The organism is Roseivivax halodurans JCM 10272, from assembly GCF_000521785.1.
Lineage (GTDB): Bacteria > Pseudomonadota > Alphaproteobacteria > Rhodobacterales > Rhodobacteraceae > Roseivivax > Roseivivax halodurans.
Genome location: NZ_JALZ01000001.1, coordinates 110,562 through 126,445, shown reverse-complemented (window position 1 = coordinate 126,445; position 15,884 = coordinate 110,562). Strand labels below are relative to the sequence as shown.

The 15,884-nt window shown below is 66.1% G+C and carries 13 protein-coding genes; 7 read left to right on the top strand and 6 right to left on the bottom strand.

The window, feature by feature from the left end; all coding sequences use genetic code 11:
* Positions 1 to 233: 233 nt before the first annotated feature.
* Positions 234 to 551 carry a heme-degrading protein HmuQ gene (gene hmuQ / locus OCH239_RS00630; RefSeq protein WP_037257123.1) on the top strand — a complete coding sequence of 106 codons (318 nt, stop codon included), beginning with the start codon at positions 234 to 236 and terminating at the stop codon, positions 549 to 551.
* Between the two features lie 230 nt (positions 552 to 781).
* Entirely contained in the window at positions 782 to 1,864 is a 1,083-nt protein-coding gene (gene recA / locus OCH239_RS00625; RefSeq protein ID WP_037257120.1) for a recombinase RecA, read from the top strand.
* A 75-nt stretch (positions 1,865 to 1,939) separates the two neighbouring features.
* On the opposite strand, the gene OCH239_RS00620 is transcribed toward recA, so the two are convergent.
* Positions 1,940 to 3,520, bottom strand: coding sequence for an SLC13 family permease (locus OCH239_RS00620; protein WP_037257117.1), 1,581 nt, complete (start codon positions 3,518 to 3,520; stop codon positions 1,940 to 1,942).
* A gap of 206 nt (positions 3,521 to 3,726) precedes the next feature.
* Between OCH239_RS00620 and alaS the strand changes: the two genes are divergently transcribed.
* Genes alaS through OCH239_RS00605 form a run of 3 tightly spaced genes read left to right on the top strand, consistent with a single transcriptional unit; the run spans position 3,727 to position 7,020 of the window.
* On the top strand, positions 3,727 to 6,384 hold the full coding sequence (alaS, locus tag OCH239_RS00615; protein ID WP_037257115.1) for an alanine--tRNA ligase: 2,658 nt from the start codon (positions 3,727 to 3,729) through the stop codon (positions 6,382 to 6,384).
* A 4-nt stretch (positions 6,385 to 6,388) separates the two neighbouring features.
* The gene (locus tag OCH239_RS00610; RefSeq protein WP_037257113.1) at positions 6,389 to 6,676 is read left to right on the top strand and encodes a DUF1330 domain-containing protein; all 288 of its coding nucleotides are present in this window, start codon (positions 6,389 to 6,391) and stop codon (positions 6,674 to 6,676) included.
* Positions 6,673 to 7,020, top strand: a complete 348-nt coding sequence (locus OCH239_RS00605; RefSeq protein WP_037257111.1) for a DMT family protein — start codon at positions 6,673 to 6,675, stop codon at positions 7,018 to 7,020. Before OCH239_RS00610 ends, OCH239_RS00605 begins: the two co-directional genes overlap by 4 nt.
* Before the next feature lie 13 nt (positions 7,021 to 7,033).
* On the opposite strand, the gene OCH239_RS00600 is transcribed toward OCH239_RS00605, so the two are convergent.
* The 5 genes from OCH239_RS00600 to xylF all read right to left on the bottom strand — a co-directional run bounded on the left by OCH239_RS00600 (position 7,034) and on the right by xylF (position 12,882).
* Positions 7,034 to 7,357 (bottom strand): cupin domain-containing protein, encoded by a 324-nt coding sequence (locus tag OCH239_RS00600; protein ID WP_037257108.1) that lies wholly within the window; start codon positions 7,355 to 7,357, stop codon positions 7,034 to 7,036.
* Positions 7,354 to 9,171: a translational GTPase TypA gene (gene typA / locus OCH239_RS00595; RefSeq protein WP_037257105.1), complete on the bottom strand. Its 1,818-nt coding sequence runs from the start codon at positions 9,169 to 9,171 to the stop codon at positions 7,354 to 7,356. The genes OCH239_RS00600 and typA overlap by 4 nt, the downstream gene beginning before the upstream one ends.
* 517 nt (positions 9,172 to 9,688) lie before the next feature.
* Positions 9,689 to 10,453: an ATP-binding cassette domain-containing protein gene (locus tag OCH239_RS00590; RefSeq protein WP_037257102.1), complete on the bottom strand. Its 765-nt coding sequence runs from the start codon at positions 10,451 to 10,453 to the stop codon at positions 9,689 to 9,691.
* Positions 10,453 to 11,751, bottom strand: a complete 1,299-nt coding sequence (locus OCH239_RS00585; protein WP_037257099.1) for a sugar ABC transporter permease — start codon at positions 11,749 to 11,751, stop codon at positions 10,453 to 10,455. The genes OCH239_RS00590 and OCH239_RS00585 overlap by 1 nt, the downstream gene beginning before the upstream one ends.
* 99 nt (positions 11,752 to 11,850) lie before the next feature.
* Positions 11,851 to 12,882 (bottom strand): D-xylose ABC transporter substrate-binding protein, encoded by a 1,032-nt coding sequence (gene xylF, locus OCH239_RS00580; protein ID WP_037257096.1) that lies wholly within the window; start codon positions 12,880 to 12,882, stop codon positions 11,851 to 11,853.
* Positions 12,883 to 13,095: 213 nt separating this feature from the next.
* On the opposite strand from xylF, the gene OCH239_RS00575 reads away from it, so the two are divergent.
* Positions 13,096 to 14,367 (top strand): ROK family transcriptional regulator, encoded by a 1,272-nt coding sequence (locus OCH239_RS00575; RefSeq protein ID WP_037257093.1) that lies wholly within the window; start codon positions 13,096 to 13,098, stop codon positions 14,365 to 14,367.
* Positions 14,364 to 15,881 (top strand): CRTAC1 family protein, encoded by a 1,518-nt coding sequence (locus tag OCH239_RS00570; protein ID WP_037257089.1) that lies wholly within the window; start codon positions 14,364 to 14,366, stop codon positions 15,879 to 15,881. The genes OCH239_RS00575 and OCH239_RS00570 overlap by 4 nt, the downstream gene beginning before the upstream one ends.
* Positions 15,882 to 15,884 lie beyond the last annotated feature (3 nt).

Below are 15,884 nucleotides of genomic sequence, written 5' to 3'. Positions count from 1 at the left end.
TCGGTTGTTAAATCGTCTTTCAAAGGACACTGCGGCGCGGGTCGGGTCTCGGCCGGAGAATGTCGAAAATCGGAGCACAGACCCCGAGTCGAGGCAAGCGTCACGCATCCCTCCGCGCTTCGGGTAAGGCACCGCCCGTCTCGATGGGGCATGTGTTCGAGGCTTACGGGGGTGACAAAGCCGAACTTCCGCGACACATCTGATGGGCAATGCTGACCACCGGAGGCCAATCGATGTTCATCGCAATGAACCGTTTCACCGTCCCGACCGAGAACGCATCCGCGTTCGAGGACCTCTGGCTGGGACGCGACAGCCATCTCAAGGAGATGGAGGGCTTCGTGGAGTTCCACATGCTGAAGGGGCCCGAGGAAGACGGCCGCGTTCTTTATGCCTCGCACACGGTTTGGCAGAGCGAGGAGGCGTTTCTCGCCTGGACGAAAAGCGATGCCTTCCGCGCGGCTCACAAGAATGCCGGCGAGACCAAGCCGCTCTACGACGGGCCTCCGCGGTTCGAGGGGTTCACCCCGATACAGCACATCGCGAAGACCTGACGCACGAAGAACGCTCCAGCCGCGGCGCCGGGTGGGGCACGTGCCGTGCGGCACCCCGGTCGTCCCTTTTCGAGGCCGCCGATAACCGCTCCTTAACGTTGTTGCTTAAAAGTCAGAGAGGAAGAACGGACTTGAAATGTTCTCCTTTCGATCTCATAAAGATGAGAACAAGAGGCGAACGAAGCAGCGATTGCCGTGTCACGGCACGTGTGAAATAAGGGCGCAAACTCATGGCAGCGGAAGACCTTCTCGACATGGACTCGAAGCGAGACGCGAACAAGCAGAAGGCGCTCGACTCGGCGCTGGCTCAGATCGAACGGCAATTCGGCAAGGGCTCGATCATGAAGCTTGGCGGGGACAACCCGATCAAGGACATCGAGGCCACGTCGACTGGCTCGCTTGGGCTCGACATCGCGCTCGGGATCGGCGGCCTGCCAAAGGGCCGCGTGGTCGAGATCTACGGCCCTGAATCCTCGGGCAAGACCACGCTGACGCTTCACTGCGTCGCCGAGGAGCAGAAGAAGGGCGGCGTCTGCGCCTTTGTCGACGCCGAACACGCGCTCGACCCGCAATACGCCAAGAAGCTGGGCGTCGATCTCGACGAGCTCCTGATCTCCCAGCCCGATACGGGCGAGCAGGCGCTCGAGATCACGGACACGCTGGTGCGGTCTGGCGCCGTCAGCATGGTCGTTGTCGACTCGGTTGCGGCGCTCACGCCGAAATCCGAGCTCGAGGGCGACATGGGCGACTCGAGCGTGGGCGTCCAGGCGCGTCTGATGAGCCAGGCGATGCGCAAGCTCACCTCCTCGATCAGCCGCTCGAACTGCATGGTCATCTTCATCAACCAGATCCGGATGAAGATCGGCGTCATGTTCGGCTCGCCCGAGACGACGACGGGCGGAAACGCGCTCAAGTTCTACTCGTCGGTGCGCCTCGACATCCGCCGCATCGGCTCGATCAAGGACCGCGACGAGGTCGTCGGCAACGCGACCCGCGTGAAGGTCGTCAAGAACAAGGTCGCCCCGCCGTTCAAGCAGGTCGAGTTCGACATTATGTACGGCGAGGGGATCTCCAAGACCGGCGAGCTTCTCGACCTCGGCGTGAAGGCGGGCGTGGTGGAGAAATCGGGCGCTTGGTATTCCTACGGCGACGAGCGCATCGGCCAGGGCCGCGAGAACGCCAAGAAGTTCCTCAAGGAGAACTCCGCCACCGCCTACGAGATCGAGGACAAGATCCGCGCGGCGCATGGCCTCGACTTCCACATGTCCGAGGACGACGACGCGGGAAGCGGCGACGAGGTTGTCGAGGGCTGAGCCCCCCGCACTGTGAGACAAAAAAGGGCGCGCCCGGCATCCGGACGCGCCCTTTTCATGTCAGTTTCCGGCCGGTCAGAATTCGAGTCCGAGCGCGATGCCGCCCAGAAGGTAGCAGAAGGCCGTGACGAGCACGATACCCACGACGTTCAGGACGGCGCCACCCCGTGCCATCTGTCCGATCGTCACCGCTCCAGTGCCGAAGACGATCGCGTTGGGCGGCGTGCCCACCGGCAGCATGAAGGCGCAGGTCGCCGCGAAGGCGGCCGGGATGAGCAGAGTCAGCGCATCGACGTCGAGACCGATCGCCACCCCGCCGAGGATCGGGATGAAGGTCGCCGCCGTCGCAGTGTTCGACGTGATCTCGGTCAGGAAAAGCACAATCGTCACCACCGCGGCGACAAGCGCCAGCATCGGCAAGCCACCGAGCCCTTCGACCTGATCGCCAAGCCAGCTGTCGAGGCCGGTCCCTGCGACGGCGCCCGCGAGGCTGAGGCCGCCCCCGAAGAGCAAGAGCACGCCCCAGGGAAGGCCATCCTCCGCGTCGCGCCATTCGAGGACCATCCGGCCGCCTCCCTCGCCCGGAAGGAGGAACAGGGCGATGCCGGCGGCAATCGCGATTGCGGTATCGTCGAGACTGTCGAGCCAGGGGGCGGCGCTGCCGACCCCCGGGATCTCGAACAGGAGGCCGGGCACGATCCAGAGGAAGGCCGCGGAGCAGAACACGCCCAGCACCATCTTCTCGCCCTGGCTGAGGACCCCGAGACCGCGCAACCGCTCTTCGATCATCGCCTGCCCGCCCGGGATCTCGTCGAGCGAGAAGCGGTAGAGCACCTGCGTCATCAGCAGCCAGCCGATGAGGATGAAGACGAGCGCAAGCGGGAAACCGACGATCATCCAGTTCAAAAAGCCGATGTCGCGTCCGAGTTCGTCCGCGGCATACCCCGCGACGATGGCGTTCGGCGGCGATCCCAGAAGTGTGCCGAGACCGCCCATCGACGCCGACCAGGCGATGGCGAGCACGAGGCAGATGCCGAAGCGCCGGATCTCCGGATCCGACACCGCCTCACTGACCGTCTTGCCCGCGCCGACCTCCTCGACCTCGCCGCCGTCCTGATCCGAGGCCCTGTCGACCACCAGCGACAGGATGGAGATGCCGATGGGCAGCATCATCAACGTGGTGGCGGTGTTCGACACCCACATCGAGAGGAACCCGGTGGCCAGCATGAGACCGAGCACGATCCGCGACGGCGATACCCCGACACGGGACAGCGTCATCAATGCGATGCGCGTGTGCAGGTTCCACTTCTCCATCGCGATGGCGATGAGGAAACCGCCCAGGAACAGGAAGACGATCGAACTGGCGTAAGGAGCCGTCGCGTCGCCGACCGCGATCCCTGCGAGCGCGGGCAGCAGCACGATGGGCAGAAGCGCCGTCGCCGAGAGCGGCAGCGCCTCGGTCATCCACCAGACCGCCATCAGTGCGCCGATCGCCGCGACACGCCGCGCTTCCTCCGAAAGGCCCTCGGCCCCGCCAAGGGCCGCATAGACTACGAGCGCGATCGCGATGCCGAAGGCCCTCAGCCCCCAGATCCACCGCGGGTCGCGATGCCCTTCGCCTCCGGCGTCCGATCCGTTTTGAGATGGTTCCGTCATCGCGCCCTCCCTGTCCGGCGCGCACCGCGCGCGCCGATTGCAAATTTCATGTGCAACCCGGTACTGAGGGCCGCGTTCCGCGTCGGAAGAACCACGCCTTACACCGCGGCGCAATGCGCGCCCTTGCGCACGCCCTTGTGGACAGCCCCACCGCCCGGCGATACACCGCGGGAAACAACCGCAAAGATCCGACCGCAAGGACAGCCATGCCGAGCCTCAACGACATCCGCTCGACCTTTCTGGGCTACTTCGAGAAGCAGGGCCACACGGTGGTCCCCTCCTCGCCGCTCGTGCCGCGCAACGACCCGACGCTGATGTTCGCGAATTCCGGCATGGTCCAGTTCAAGAACCTCTTCACCGGGGTCGAGCACCGCGACTACACCCGCGCCACCACCGCGCAGAAATGCGTGCGGGCGGGCGGCAAGCACAACGATCTCGACAATGTCGGGTACACCCGCCGGCACCACACCTTCTTCGAGATGCTCGGAAACTTCTCGTTCGGCGACTACTTCAAGTCGGACGCGATTCCGTTTGCCTGGGAGCTGGTGACCAAGGAGTTCGACATTGACCCGTCGCGTCTCCTGGTGACGGTCTACCACACCGACGACGAGGCGGCGGATCTATGGAAAAAGGTCGCGGGCCTGCCCGACGACCGCATCCTGCGCATCCCGACCTCCGACAATTTCTGGCAGATGGGCTCCACGGGGCCCTGCGGCCCCTGCTCGGAGATCTTCTTCGACCATGGCGACAAGTACTGGGGCGGCCCTCCGGGATCGCCCGAGGAGGACGGCGACCGGTTCGTGGAGATCTGGAACATCGTCTTCATGCAGAACGAGCTTTTCGAGGACGGCTCGATGCGCGAGCTCGACGCCCAGTCGATCGACACCGGCATGGGGATCGAGCGCGTCGCGGCGCTGTTGCAGGGCACCAACGACAATTACGCGACCGACCTCATGCGCGCGCTGATCGAGGCCTCGGCGGATGTCACCGGCAGCGATCCCGACGGACCGGGCGAGACCCATCACCGGGTCATAGCCGACCATCTGCGCTCAACCTCCTTCTTGATCGCCGACGGAGTGATGCCCTCGAACGACGGGCGCGGTTACGTGCTGCGCCGGATCATGCGCCGCGCCATGCGGCACGCGCATCTCCTTGGCACCAAGGAGCCGATTATGCACCGGCTCGTGCCGGCGCTCGTGCAGAAGATGGGTGCGGCCTATCCCGAGCTCGGACGCGCGCAGGCGCTGATCGAGGAGACGCTGAAGCTCGAGGAGACCAAGTTCAAGACGACGCTCGACCGGGGCCTTAAGCTGCTCGACGAGGAGCTGGGCGGCCTGCCCGAGGGCGCCCCCCTGCCCGGCGCCTCGGCGTTCAAGCTCTACGACACCTACGGCTTCCCACTCGATCTGACGCAGGACGCCCTCCGCGAGCGTGAGCGCACCGTCGACACCGAGGGTTTCGACACCGCCATGGCCGAGCAGAAGGCCAAGGCCCGTGCCGCGTGGTCGGGCTCCGGCGAGGCGGCGGATGCAGCGATCTGGTACGACATTGCCGACGAGCACGGCGCAACCGACTTCCTCGGCTATGACACCGAGACCGCCGAAGGTCAGGTCAAGGCCGTGGTGAAGGGCGGCGAGAGCGTGAAGACCGCCGCGAAGGGCGACGAGATCCAGATTGTGCTCAACCAGACGCCCTTCTACGCCGAGGCGGGCGGTCAGGTCGGGGATACCGGGGAGATCATCACTGACGCAGGCAAAGCGCGCGTGACCGACACGAAAAAGGTCGCCGGTGTCTTCATCCATTTCGCCCAGGTCACCGAGGGCGAGATCGCCCCCGGCGCCTACGCGAAGCTCGAGGTCGACCATGCGCGGCGCACGTCGATCCGGGCGAACCACTCGGCCACACACCTGCTTCACGAAGCGCTGCGGCGCGCACTCGGCGATCACGTGGCGCAGCGCGGCTCTCTCAACGCGCCCGACCGGCTGCGCTTCGATTTCAGCCACGCCAAGGCGCTGACCGATGCCGAGCTGAAGAGCGTCGAAGCGGAGGTGAACAGCTACATTCGCCAGAACACCCCCGTCTCCACGCGGATCATGTCGCCAGACGATGCCTGCGCGATCGGTGCGCAGGCGCTCTTCGGCGAGAAATACGGCGACGAGGTGCGGGTCGTGTCGATGGGCACGCAGGACGGCTCGGGCAAGGGCGCGTACGGCGCGACCTACTCGATCGAGCTTTGCGGCGGCACGCATGTCACCCAGACCGGCGATATCGGCGTCTTCGTCGTCACCGCCGACAGCGCGTCCTCGGCCGGCGTGCGCCGGATCGAGGCGCTGACGGGTTCCGAGGCATGGGACTACCTCGCCGCGCAGGATCGCACGGTCGGCGATCTCGCGTCGGAACTGAAGACCTCGCGGAGCGATGTCGGTGCCCGGGTCAAGGCGCTGATGGAGGAACGTCGCGCGCTTCAGAACGAGGTCGCACAGCTTCGCCGCGAGCTGGCGATGTCGGGCGGCACCGGCGGCGCTGCCGAGGCCAGGGACATTGGCGGCGTGCCGTTCCTCGCGCAGATCGTCTCGGGCGTCACCGGCAAGGACCTGCCCCCGCTCATCGACGAGCACAAGGCGCGGCTCGGCTCCGGCGCGGTTCTGCTGATCGCGGACGCGGGCGGCAAGGCCGCCGTCGCGGCGGGCGTGACCGCGGATCTGACGGACAAGGTCTCCGCGGTGGACCTCGTGAAGGCCGCGGTCACCGAGCTTGGCGGCAAGGGCGGCGGTGGCCGCCCCGACATGGCGCAGGGCGGAGGCCCCTCCGCCGACAACGCCGAGAATGCAATCAAGGCGGCTGAAGCCGTCATCGGAGGCTGAACCCATGCCCGCACTCTGGATCGCGCACGTGACCGTCACCGACGAGGAGGCCTACGGGCGCTACGCCGCCCTCGCCGGCCCCGCCATCGCCGAGCACGGCGGCACTTTCATCGCCCGAGGCGGCCGCTACGTGCAGCTCGAAGGCAAGGAACGTCCGCGAAACGTCGTGGCGAAGTTCCCGTCCGTCGAGGCTGCCGAGACCTGCTATCACTCGCCCGAGTACCAGGAAGCGCTCAGCCATGCCCGCGACGCCTCGGAACGCGAGCTTCTGATCGTCGAAACCTCGGAATGAGCCCGGCGCATATCGCGCCGCCTCTTCTGCTCGTCGCGTCGAACGTCTTCATGACGCTCGCGTGGTACGGGCATCTGAAGTTTCCGCACCGGGCGCTCTGGCTCGTGATCCTCGTCAGCTGGGGGATCGCGCTTTTCGAATACTGCCTCGCGGTGCCCGCCAACCGGCTCGGGCACGGGGTCTATTCGGCGGCGCAGCTGAAGACGATGCAGGAAGTGATCACCCTAGCGGTCTTCTGCGGCTTCTCGGCGCTCTACCTGAAAGAGCCGATCACGCTGAACCACGCGGTCGGCTTCGGCTTCATAGCCCTCGGCGCCTGGTTCATCTTCAAAGGACCGTTCTGATCCGGCGACGCGGTCAGTCCTCGATGTCGGTCTGGATCCATTTCGGCGCGAGATGGATGTCCTGCGCCTCATAGGGCACCTCGATGACCTCGAACCGATGTGGCACCCGCGCCGGACCGCGGATCACGTCACCGGGTCCGCCCTCGATCACCTCGTCCCCGACCGTGAACCGCGCGCGGCCGCGGCGGATGACGAAGAGCTCGTCATAGGGGTGCCAGTGCAGCTTCGGCCCCTTCCCCACCTCGGAGATCGTGACGAAAAGGACCGTGATCTCGCATCCGAGATCACGGCCCTCCAAATGGCCACCAAGACCGGGACTGGCTTTGAGCGTGCTCAAGAGGCCTTGGCCATGCGCTTGCGGTCCGTCGGATCGAGATAGCGCTTCCGCAGCCGGATGGCGTTCGGGGTCACCTCGACGAGCTCGTCGTCGTTGATGTAGGCGATCGCCTCCTCGAGGCTGAGCGTCGTCGGCGTCGTGAGGCGCACCGCGTCGTCCGTCCCGCTCGCGCGGACGTTGGTCAGTTTCTTGCCTTTCAGCGGGTTCACCTCGAGATCGTTCTCGCGGCTATGCTCGCCGATGATCATGCCACCGTAGACCTTTTCCTGCGCCCCGATGAACATCTTGCCGCGATCCTCGAGGTTCCACAGGGCGAACGCCACCGACTCTCCCGATTCCATCGAGATGAGCACGCCGGCGCGGCGTCCCTCGATTTTACCGGCATAGGGCGCCCAGCCGTGGAAGACGCGGTTCATCACGCCCGTGCCGCGGGTGTCGGTCAGGAACTCGCCCTGGTAGCCGATCAGGCCGCGCGCGGGGACATGCGCCACGATACGCGTCTTGCCGGTGCCCGCAGGCTTCATCTCGACCAGCTCGCCCTTGCGCTGGCCGGTGAGCTTCTCGATGACCGCGCCGGAATAATCGTCGTCGACGTCGATCGTAACTTCCTCGATCGGCTCTTCGCGGCCGTTCTCGCCGTCGCGCATGATGACCTGAGGCCGCGAGATCGACAGCTCGAACCCTTCGCGACGCATGTTCTCGATGAGCACGCCCATCTGCAACTCGCCCCGGCCCGAGACCTCGAAGGCCTCGCCGCCCGGCGTCTCGGCGATCTTGATGGCGATGTTGCTCTCGGCTTCCTTCATCAGGCGGTCGCGGATGACGCGGGACTGGACCTTCTTGCCGTCGCGGCCCGCGAGCGGGCTGTCGTTGATGCCGAAGGTCACGGTGATCGTCGGCGGGTCGATCGGAAGCGCTTCGAGCGGCTCGTCCACGGCGAGCGCGCAGAGCGTGTCCGACACCGTCGCCTTCTGCATGCCCGCGATGGTGACGATGTCGCCTGCGCGCGCCTCCTCGATGTCCTGATAGGCGAGACCCCGGAAGGCCTGGATCCGGCTGACACGGAACTGCTCGATCTTCTGGCCCATGCGGCTGAGCGCCTGCAGCGTTGCGCCCACCTTCAGCTTGCCGCTCTCGACACGGCCGGTGAGGATGCGGCCGAGGAACGGATCCGAGGACAGCGTCGTCGCCAGCATGCGGAAGTCGTCGTCCGCCTTCCTGACTTGCTTCGGCGCCGGCACGTGATCGACGATCAGGCTGAAGAGCGCGTCGAGGTTCTTGCGCGGTCCGCTCAGCTCGTGATCGGCCCAGCCCGAGCGGCCCGAGGCATACATATGCGGGAAGTCGAGCTGGTCGTCGTTCGCGCCGAGCGCCGCGAAGAGGTCGAAGCATTCGTCGAGCGCGCGGTCGGGCTCGGCGTCGGGCTTGTCGACCTTGTTGAGCACAACGATGGGACGCAGGCCGAGCGCCAGCGCCTTCGACGTCACGAACTTGGTCTGCGGCATCGGGCCTTCGGCGGCATCCACGAGCAGCACCACGCCGTCCACCATCGACAGGATGCGCTCGACCTCACCACCGAAATCGGCGTGACCGGGCGTGTCGACAATGTTGATCCGCGTGTCCTTCCATTCGACCGAGGTCGCTTTGGCAAGGATCGTGATGCCGCGCTCTCGCTCGAGGTCGTTGCTGTCCATCGCGCGCTCGGCGACGGCCTGGTTCTCGCGGAAGGCGCCGGACTGCTTGAGCAGTTCGTCCACCAGCGTCGTCTTGCCGTGGTCCACGTGAGCGATGATTGCGACGTTGCGCAGGTCCATGTCGGATCGGTCCTAAAGCCTGAGAGTTGGACGCGCACCTACCTTCGGAAACCACAAAAGGCCAGAGGAGATCGACCGTACCGCCATCGACCTCCTCGGAGGCGTCGCGAACAGCTCGCGCAAAAAACTTTACAGATAGGGCCGGGTCGGCCGAAATAATGGGAAAAGCGGGGACGGAACGGAGACCGGGAAGATGGGGAGCCGTGAATTTACGTTGCGGTATACCGGTCGCCGAGGGACGTTAGCACATTCGGGATGCATACCTTACGCTCACGTCCTGCCAGCGAGACCAGTGGCGAGCCCCGTGACGGCGCGTGCCCGGCGGAACGCGTGTGCGAAGAAGCGCCCCTTCACCGCACGTCTTGGTGGATCCTGCCCGTCGTGTTTTCCGGAGCGGGCCTCTGGGCGCTACTTATCCGTGTGATCTTTTTCTGAACGGCGCAGGCTCGCTCGGCTGTGCTTTCGAGCCCGAAAAGCGCCGCCCGGAGGCCGGGCGGCGCCAGAATGTCCGAGCCGCCTAGGCAGCCAGATGGTCGGGTTTCTTTCCGGCGATGATCATCGCAAGGATGTCGTCGGTGGAGACCTTGTCGACCTCGACCGTGCCGACCAGCTCCCCGTTCTTCATCACCGCCGCCCGGTCGCAGAGGCGCTTCACCTGGTGCACGTCGTGGTCGATGAGGAAGATGCCGAGGCCCTGTTTCTTCAGCTCGGCGATGAGTTCGGCGACCATCTCGGTCTCCTGCGGTCCGAGCGCCGCGGTCGGCTCGTCCATGATCAGGATGCGGGCATTGAAATAGACCGCCCGCGCGATCGCAACCGATTGCCTTTGCCCACCCGACAGCGCCGAAACCGGAGCGTTGAACTTGCGGAAGTTCGGGTTGAGGCGGCCCATCACCTTGCGGGTCTCGGCCTCCATCCGCGACTCGTCGACGAGCCCGAGCGGAGTCGTGATCTCGCGGCCGAGAAAGAGGTTCGAGGCCGCGTCGAGATTGTCCGCCAGCGCGAGTGTCTGGTAGATCGTCTCGATGTTGTAGCCGCGGGCGTCGCGGGGATTGTTGATCGTCGCCCGCTCACCGTTGATGAAGACGTCGCCGGTGTCCTGCTTGTAGGCGCCCGAGAGACACTTGATCAGCGTGGATTTACCCGCGCCGTTGTGCCCCAGAAGGCCAACGACCTCGCCGGGATAGAGGTCGACCGAGACGTGGTCGACCGCCTTGATGCCACCGAAGGCGATGGAGATGTCGCGAAGTTCGACGAGAGGGGTTCCGCTGCGGTCGACCATCATTTCGCTCCCGTGCGCTTGCGGTAGAGGATGTCGATCAGGACGGCGAGTACCAATACCGCGCCTACGACGATATTCTGGAACGGTGCGTCGACGCCGACCATGGCCATCCCCGATTGCAACGACTGCATGATGAGCGCGCCGAGGATCGCCCCGTAGATGGTGCCGATACCGCCGGCGAGCGCGGTGCCGCCGATCACCGCCGCGGCGATCACCCGCAGCTCGTCGAGCGTGCCGATGTCGTTCGAGTGGAACGTCAGGCGCGCCGAGGCCACCGCCGCCGCCAGGGCGCAGAGAAAGCCCATCAGCGCGAAGACCTTGACCGTGAGGAGCCGGGTGTTGACCCCCGAAAGCTCAGCCGCGTCCGGATTGCCGCCCGTCGCAAAGATGTAGCGGCCGAGGCGCGTCTTGCGCGCCACAATCGTCATGACCACCGCGACGAAGATCAGCAGCAGAACCGAATAGGGGATGCCGTAGCCCTCGCTGTAGCCCTCGGGCATCGTCTCCCCACGGGCTTCGAACATCCGCTCGAGCCGGTTCTCGGGGATCTGATAGGCGTTCAGGAGCGCGACGAAACCGAGGATGACGACGGCGATCAGGAGACCGAGGACCACCTCCGCCCAGAGCGGCTTGACAGGGAAATTGTGCGCTTTCTTAGACCGGCGCGCAGAGACGAGCGCAAGCAGCGCTGCCACCAGGGCGACGACGCCGACGATCCACGATCCGGTCTCGCCCATCGTGCCGTTGATGCCGCCCAGAAGCCGGAAGTTGGCGTCGAGCGGTCCGATCGTCTGGCCGTTGGTGAGATACCAGGCGACGTTGCGCCAGACGAGGAGGCCGCCGAGCGTGACGATGAAGGCCGGGATCGTGAGATACCCCACGAGCCAGCCATTGAACGCGCCGATCGCCGCGCCGCAGATGAGCCCGACGATCAGAGCGATGGGTGCCGTCAGCGGGTTGTTGAGGCCGAGCCCCAGCCAGTCGGGTGTCACCACCGTCTGCGTCATCGCCATCACGGCGGAGCAGGTGGCCAGCAGCGAGCCGACCGACAGGTCGATGTGCCGGGTGACGATGATGAAGACCATGCCGGTCGCCATCAGCGCTACGCTGACGGTCTGGATCGACAGGTTGAAGACGTTGCGCGGCGTCAGGAAACGCCCGTCTGTGAAAACGTTGAAGACGAGGCAGAGGACGACGAACGCGCCGATCATGCCCAGCAGGCGCGTGTCGACCTCGAGCGTGTCGAGAAAGCTCTTGCGGCTGCGTGTTTCTTTGGAAGTGCCGGCGGTGTCGGCCATCTCCCCTCCCCCTGTCGGTGCCTGGAAGGATGAAGGCCCGGCGCATCATCGTCGCCGGGCCCCGTTGGACGGGCGCCAGCGGCGCCCATCACGCGATGATCAATTGCAGGGTGCGGGGCCGTTCTCGACGCCCTGGCAGAGCGCGTCCTGCTCGATCCAGCCGGCATCAACCACTTCGGAGAGGTTCTCCTGCGTGATCGGAACCGGGTTCAGGAATTCGGCCCAGAGCGTTGTGCCTGCGGGCGAGGTCCACTCCTCGGCGCCTTCGATGTCGCTCATGTTGGAACCGGAGGCCAGTTCGAGCGCAATTTCGCCCGCCCGCTTGCCGAGCTCGCGGCTGTCCTTCCAGACGCTGACGGTCTGGGTGCCCTTGGCGATCCGGTTCAGGGCCGCGTGGTCCGCGTCCTGTCCCGAGACCGGGATCCCGTCCATGCCCTGCGCGGTGAGCGCCGCCACGGCACCGCCCGCGGTGCCGTCGTTCGAGGCCACGACCGCATCGACGTCGTTGCCCGTCTGGGTCAGGATCTGTTCCATGTTGCGCTGCGCGTTCGCCGGCAGCCAGCCATCGGTGTAAGCTTCGCCGACGATCTCGATATCGCCCGCGTCAATCGCCTCCTGCAGGATCTCCTGCTGACCGCCGCGCAGGAAGTCCGCGTTGGGGTCGGTGGGAGAGCCCTTGATCATGACGTAATTGCCCTCGGGCTGCGCCTTCAGGATCTCGCGGGCCTGCATGCGGCCGACCTCGACGTTGTCGAAGGTCAGGTAGAATGCGCGCTCGTCCTCGATGAGACGGTCGTAGGCGACGACCGGGATGCCCTCGTCCGCCGCGGCCTGCACTGCGGGCCCGATCGCGGACGCGTCCTGGGCGAGGATGATGAGAGCGTCGACACCCTGCGCGATCAGGCTCTCGACGTCCGACAGCTGCTTGGCCGACGACGATTGCGCGTCGGTCGACACGTATTCCGCGCCCGCCTCGTCAAGTGCCCCCTGGATCGCGGCCTCGTCGGTTTTCCAGCGCTCTTCCTGGAAGTTCGACCAGCTCACGCCCACCGTCATGCTTTCCTGCGCGAAGGCAGGTGCGGTCAGGCAGGTCGCCGCGGCAAGCGCCGCGAACAGCGTTCTTCTGTGCATGTAATATCCTCCCTTGTCCGGCCCGTCCCGTAGGGCCATGCGGCGGAATCGCCGTGACGCCCAAGACCCTGCCACAATAAATTCGGTTGTCAAAATAAATTTCGCGATTGATAGTCCAGAAAGCGGGCGGAGAGGCCCGAGACGTGCTCAATCTGGAGGAGCGGACGAGATCCCTTGCCGCAAAGCGTCGGGATTTGTTCGGAGCGCAAACAAATGGACGATGTAGCCGAGCCACAGGATGTAAGGGCGCCGCAAGGCTATGGGCCGCTCATCGCGCCCATGTCCGAAAGCATGCGACCGCTACGCCAGCAGATCTTCGAGCGCGTCCGCGCGGCCGGTGCGATCAGCCGCGCGCAGGTCGCCAAGGATCTCGGAATCAGCCCTGCCTCCGTCACCACGCTGACCTCCGAACTCATGGAGTCGGGCCTTCTGCAAGAGGTTACCGTGCCGCGCGATCCGCTCGATGGCAGCCGGGGGCGGCCGCCGGTTGCGCTTGGCGTGCGCGGCGGTGCCTTCGCGGTCTGCGGCGTCAAGCTGTCCGACCGGGAGCATACGGCTGTGGTTCTCGATTTCGCCGGGCACGAGCTTGCTTCGGTCAGCGCCCCGGCGCGCGGGATCGAGGCGCCCGACGCGATGATCGAGACCTTGGCCGGGCTGGTCGACGAGGTTGCGAAGCGGGCCGGGATGGACCGGTCCGGCCTCTGCGCGGTTGGGATCGGAGTGCCAGGCTTCGTCGACCACGCCACTGGGCATGTGCATTGGTCGCCCGTGCTCTCCATCCGGGACCTGCCGTTCGCGGCCACCGCCGAAGCCCGGCTCGGCCTGCCTGTGACCCTCGACAACGACGCCAACCTCGTCGCGCTCGCCGAGCTCTGGTTCGGACGCGGGCGACAGATGTCGGATTTCGCCGTGGTCACGATCGAGCACGGCGTCGGCATGGGCCTCGTCCTGAATCACCGCCTCTACCGTGGCGCGCAGGGTCTTGGGATGGAACTCGGCCACATCAAGGTGCAACTCGACGGCGCGCTCTGCCGCTGCGGCCAGCGCGGCTGTCTCGAGGCCTATGTGGCGGATTACGCGCTCGCCCGCGAGGCCGCCGTCGCTCTGGGGCGGCTCGGTCAGCCGGTGCTGCCGGTATCCCAGCTTCTCGAGACGCTGCACGCCCGCGCCAAGGGTGGCGACACCGCAGCCCGGACGATCTTTCATCGCGCAGGCCGCTACCTCGCCGTGGGTCTCGCCAACGTCGTGAACCTCTTCGATCCCGCGCTCATCATCCTGTCGGGGGAGCGGATGCGATACGACTACCTCTACGCCGAGGACACGCTGTCCGAGATGCGGCGGCTCGTACTGGACACACGCCGTCCGGCGCCGCGGATCGAGGTGCATGCCTGGGGCGACCTCCTGTGGGGCTATGGTGCGGCGGCGCTCGCGCTGTCGGCGGTGACCGAGAGACAGATTGGCACCAGCCGGGAGGAGATGGCATGAGATGGCTTGCCCTCTGCCTTGCCGCCGGACCCGTCGCGGCGGATCCGGCCTTCCTGGACCGGTCCGACGGACTGCCGGTCGAGCACGTCTATTCAGGCGGCTGGGAACATTTTGTCGGAGGCGGCGTCGCGGTGCTCGATTGCAACGGAGACGCGAGGCCGGATCTCTTCGCCGCTGGCGGCACCTCCCCGGCCCGCCTCTTCGTCAACGTCACCGACAGCCCGGGAGCACCGATCCGCTTCGAACTCGGCGACGCGCCTGGCCTCACCGGGGTCACCGGTGCCTACCCTCTCGACATCGACAGCGACGGCTTTCTCGACCTCGTGGTCCTACGGGTCGGTCCCAATCTCGTTCTGAAGGGCAACGGAGCCTGCGGCTTCACCGACGCAACCGAGGCCTTGGGCGTCCCCCCACGCGAGGCCTGGACCACGGCTTTCAGCGCGACATGGGAGGCTGGGCACGCGCTTCCGACGCTCGTCTTCGGCAATTACGTCGACCGCGACGACCCTGACGGCCCCTTCGAGGCCTGCGACGACAACATCCTCCTGCGAGCCGAGGGTGACCGCTACGATGTGCCCGTGACCCTCTCGCCCGGCTGGTGCGCACTCTCGATGCTGATCTCGGACTGGCAGAGAACCGGCACGCCGGAGCTGCGCATCTCGAACGACCGCCATTACTACGTTCGCGGCGGCTACGAGGAGATGTGGCGGCTCGATCCGCTGGCTCCGCGCGGGACGAAGGACGGATGGGAGGAGGTGTCGCTCTGGGGCATGGGCATTGCGAGCGGGGATGTCGACGGCAATGGGTACCCCGACGTGATGCTGACCTCGATGGGCGACCAGCTCCTGCAGTTCAACGATGGCGCGGGGTTCGAGAATGCGCCCTACTCGGTCGGCAGCTACGCACAGCGGCCACATGCCGGAGACGACGGTCGTCCCTCGACCGGCTGGCACGCGGAATTCGGCGATGTGGACAATGATGGGCGGCTCGACCTCTTCATCGCGAAGGGCAATGTGGACCAGATGCCGTCGAACGCGATGCACGACCCCAATTCGCTGCTGATGCAGACACCTGATGGAACGTTCGAGGAAGCCTCGGTCGCGGCGGGTATCGCCACGATGGACCGCTCCCGCGGCGCGGCGCTCAGCGATTTCGACGGCGACGGACGGCTCGACCTCGTGGTGATGAACCGCCGCGCCCCGATGGAGCTCTGGCAGAACGCGACCGAGGCGACCGGGCATTGGCTCGCCGTCGAGCTGCGGCAGCGGGCCCCTAACACCCGGGCCGTCGGCGCGTGGATCGAGGTCAGGGCCGGCGGCCGGGTGCAGGCGCGCGAGGTCACCATCGGCGGCGGACATGCCGGAGGAAGCTCCGGACCGGTCCAGGTGGGGCTTGGTGAAACAGAAACGGCTGAGGTCCGTGTGCGCTGGCCGGGCGGCGATTGGACCGACTGGCGGGCGACCGAGGTGGACCGGCGGGTGACGATCGAGCGCGACGACGCGTCTCGCTTCTGAGCG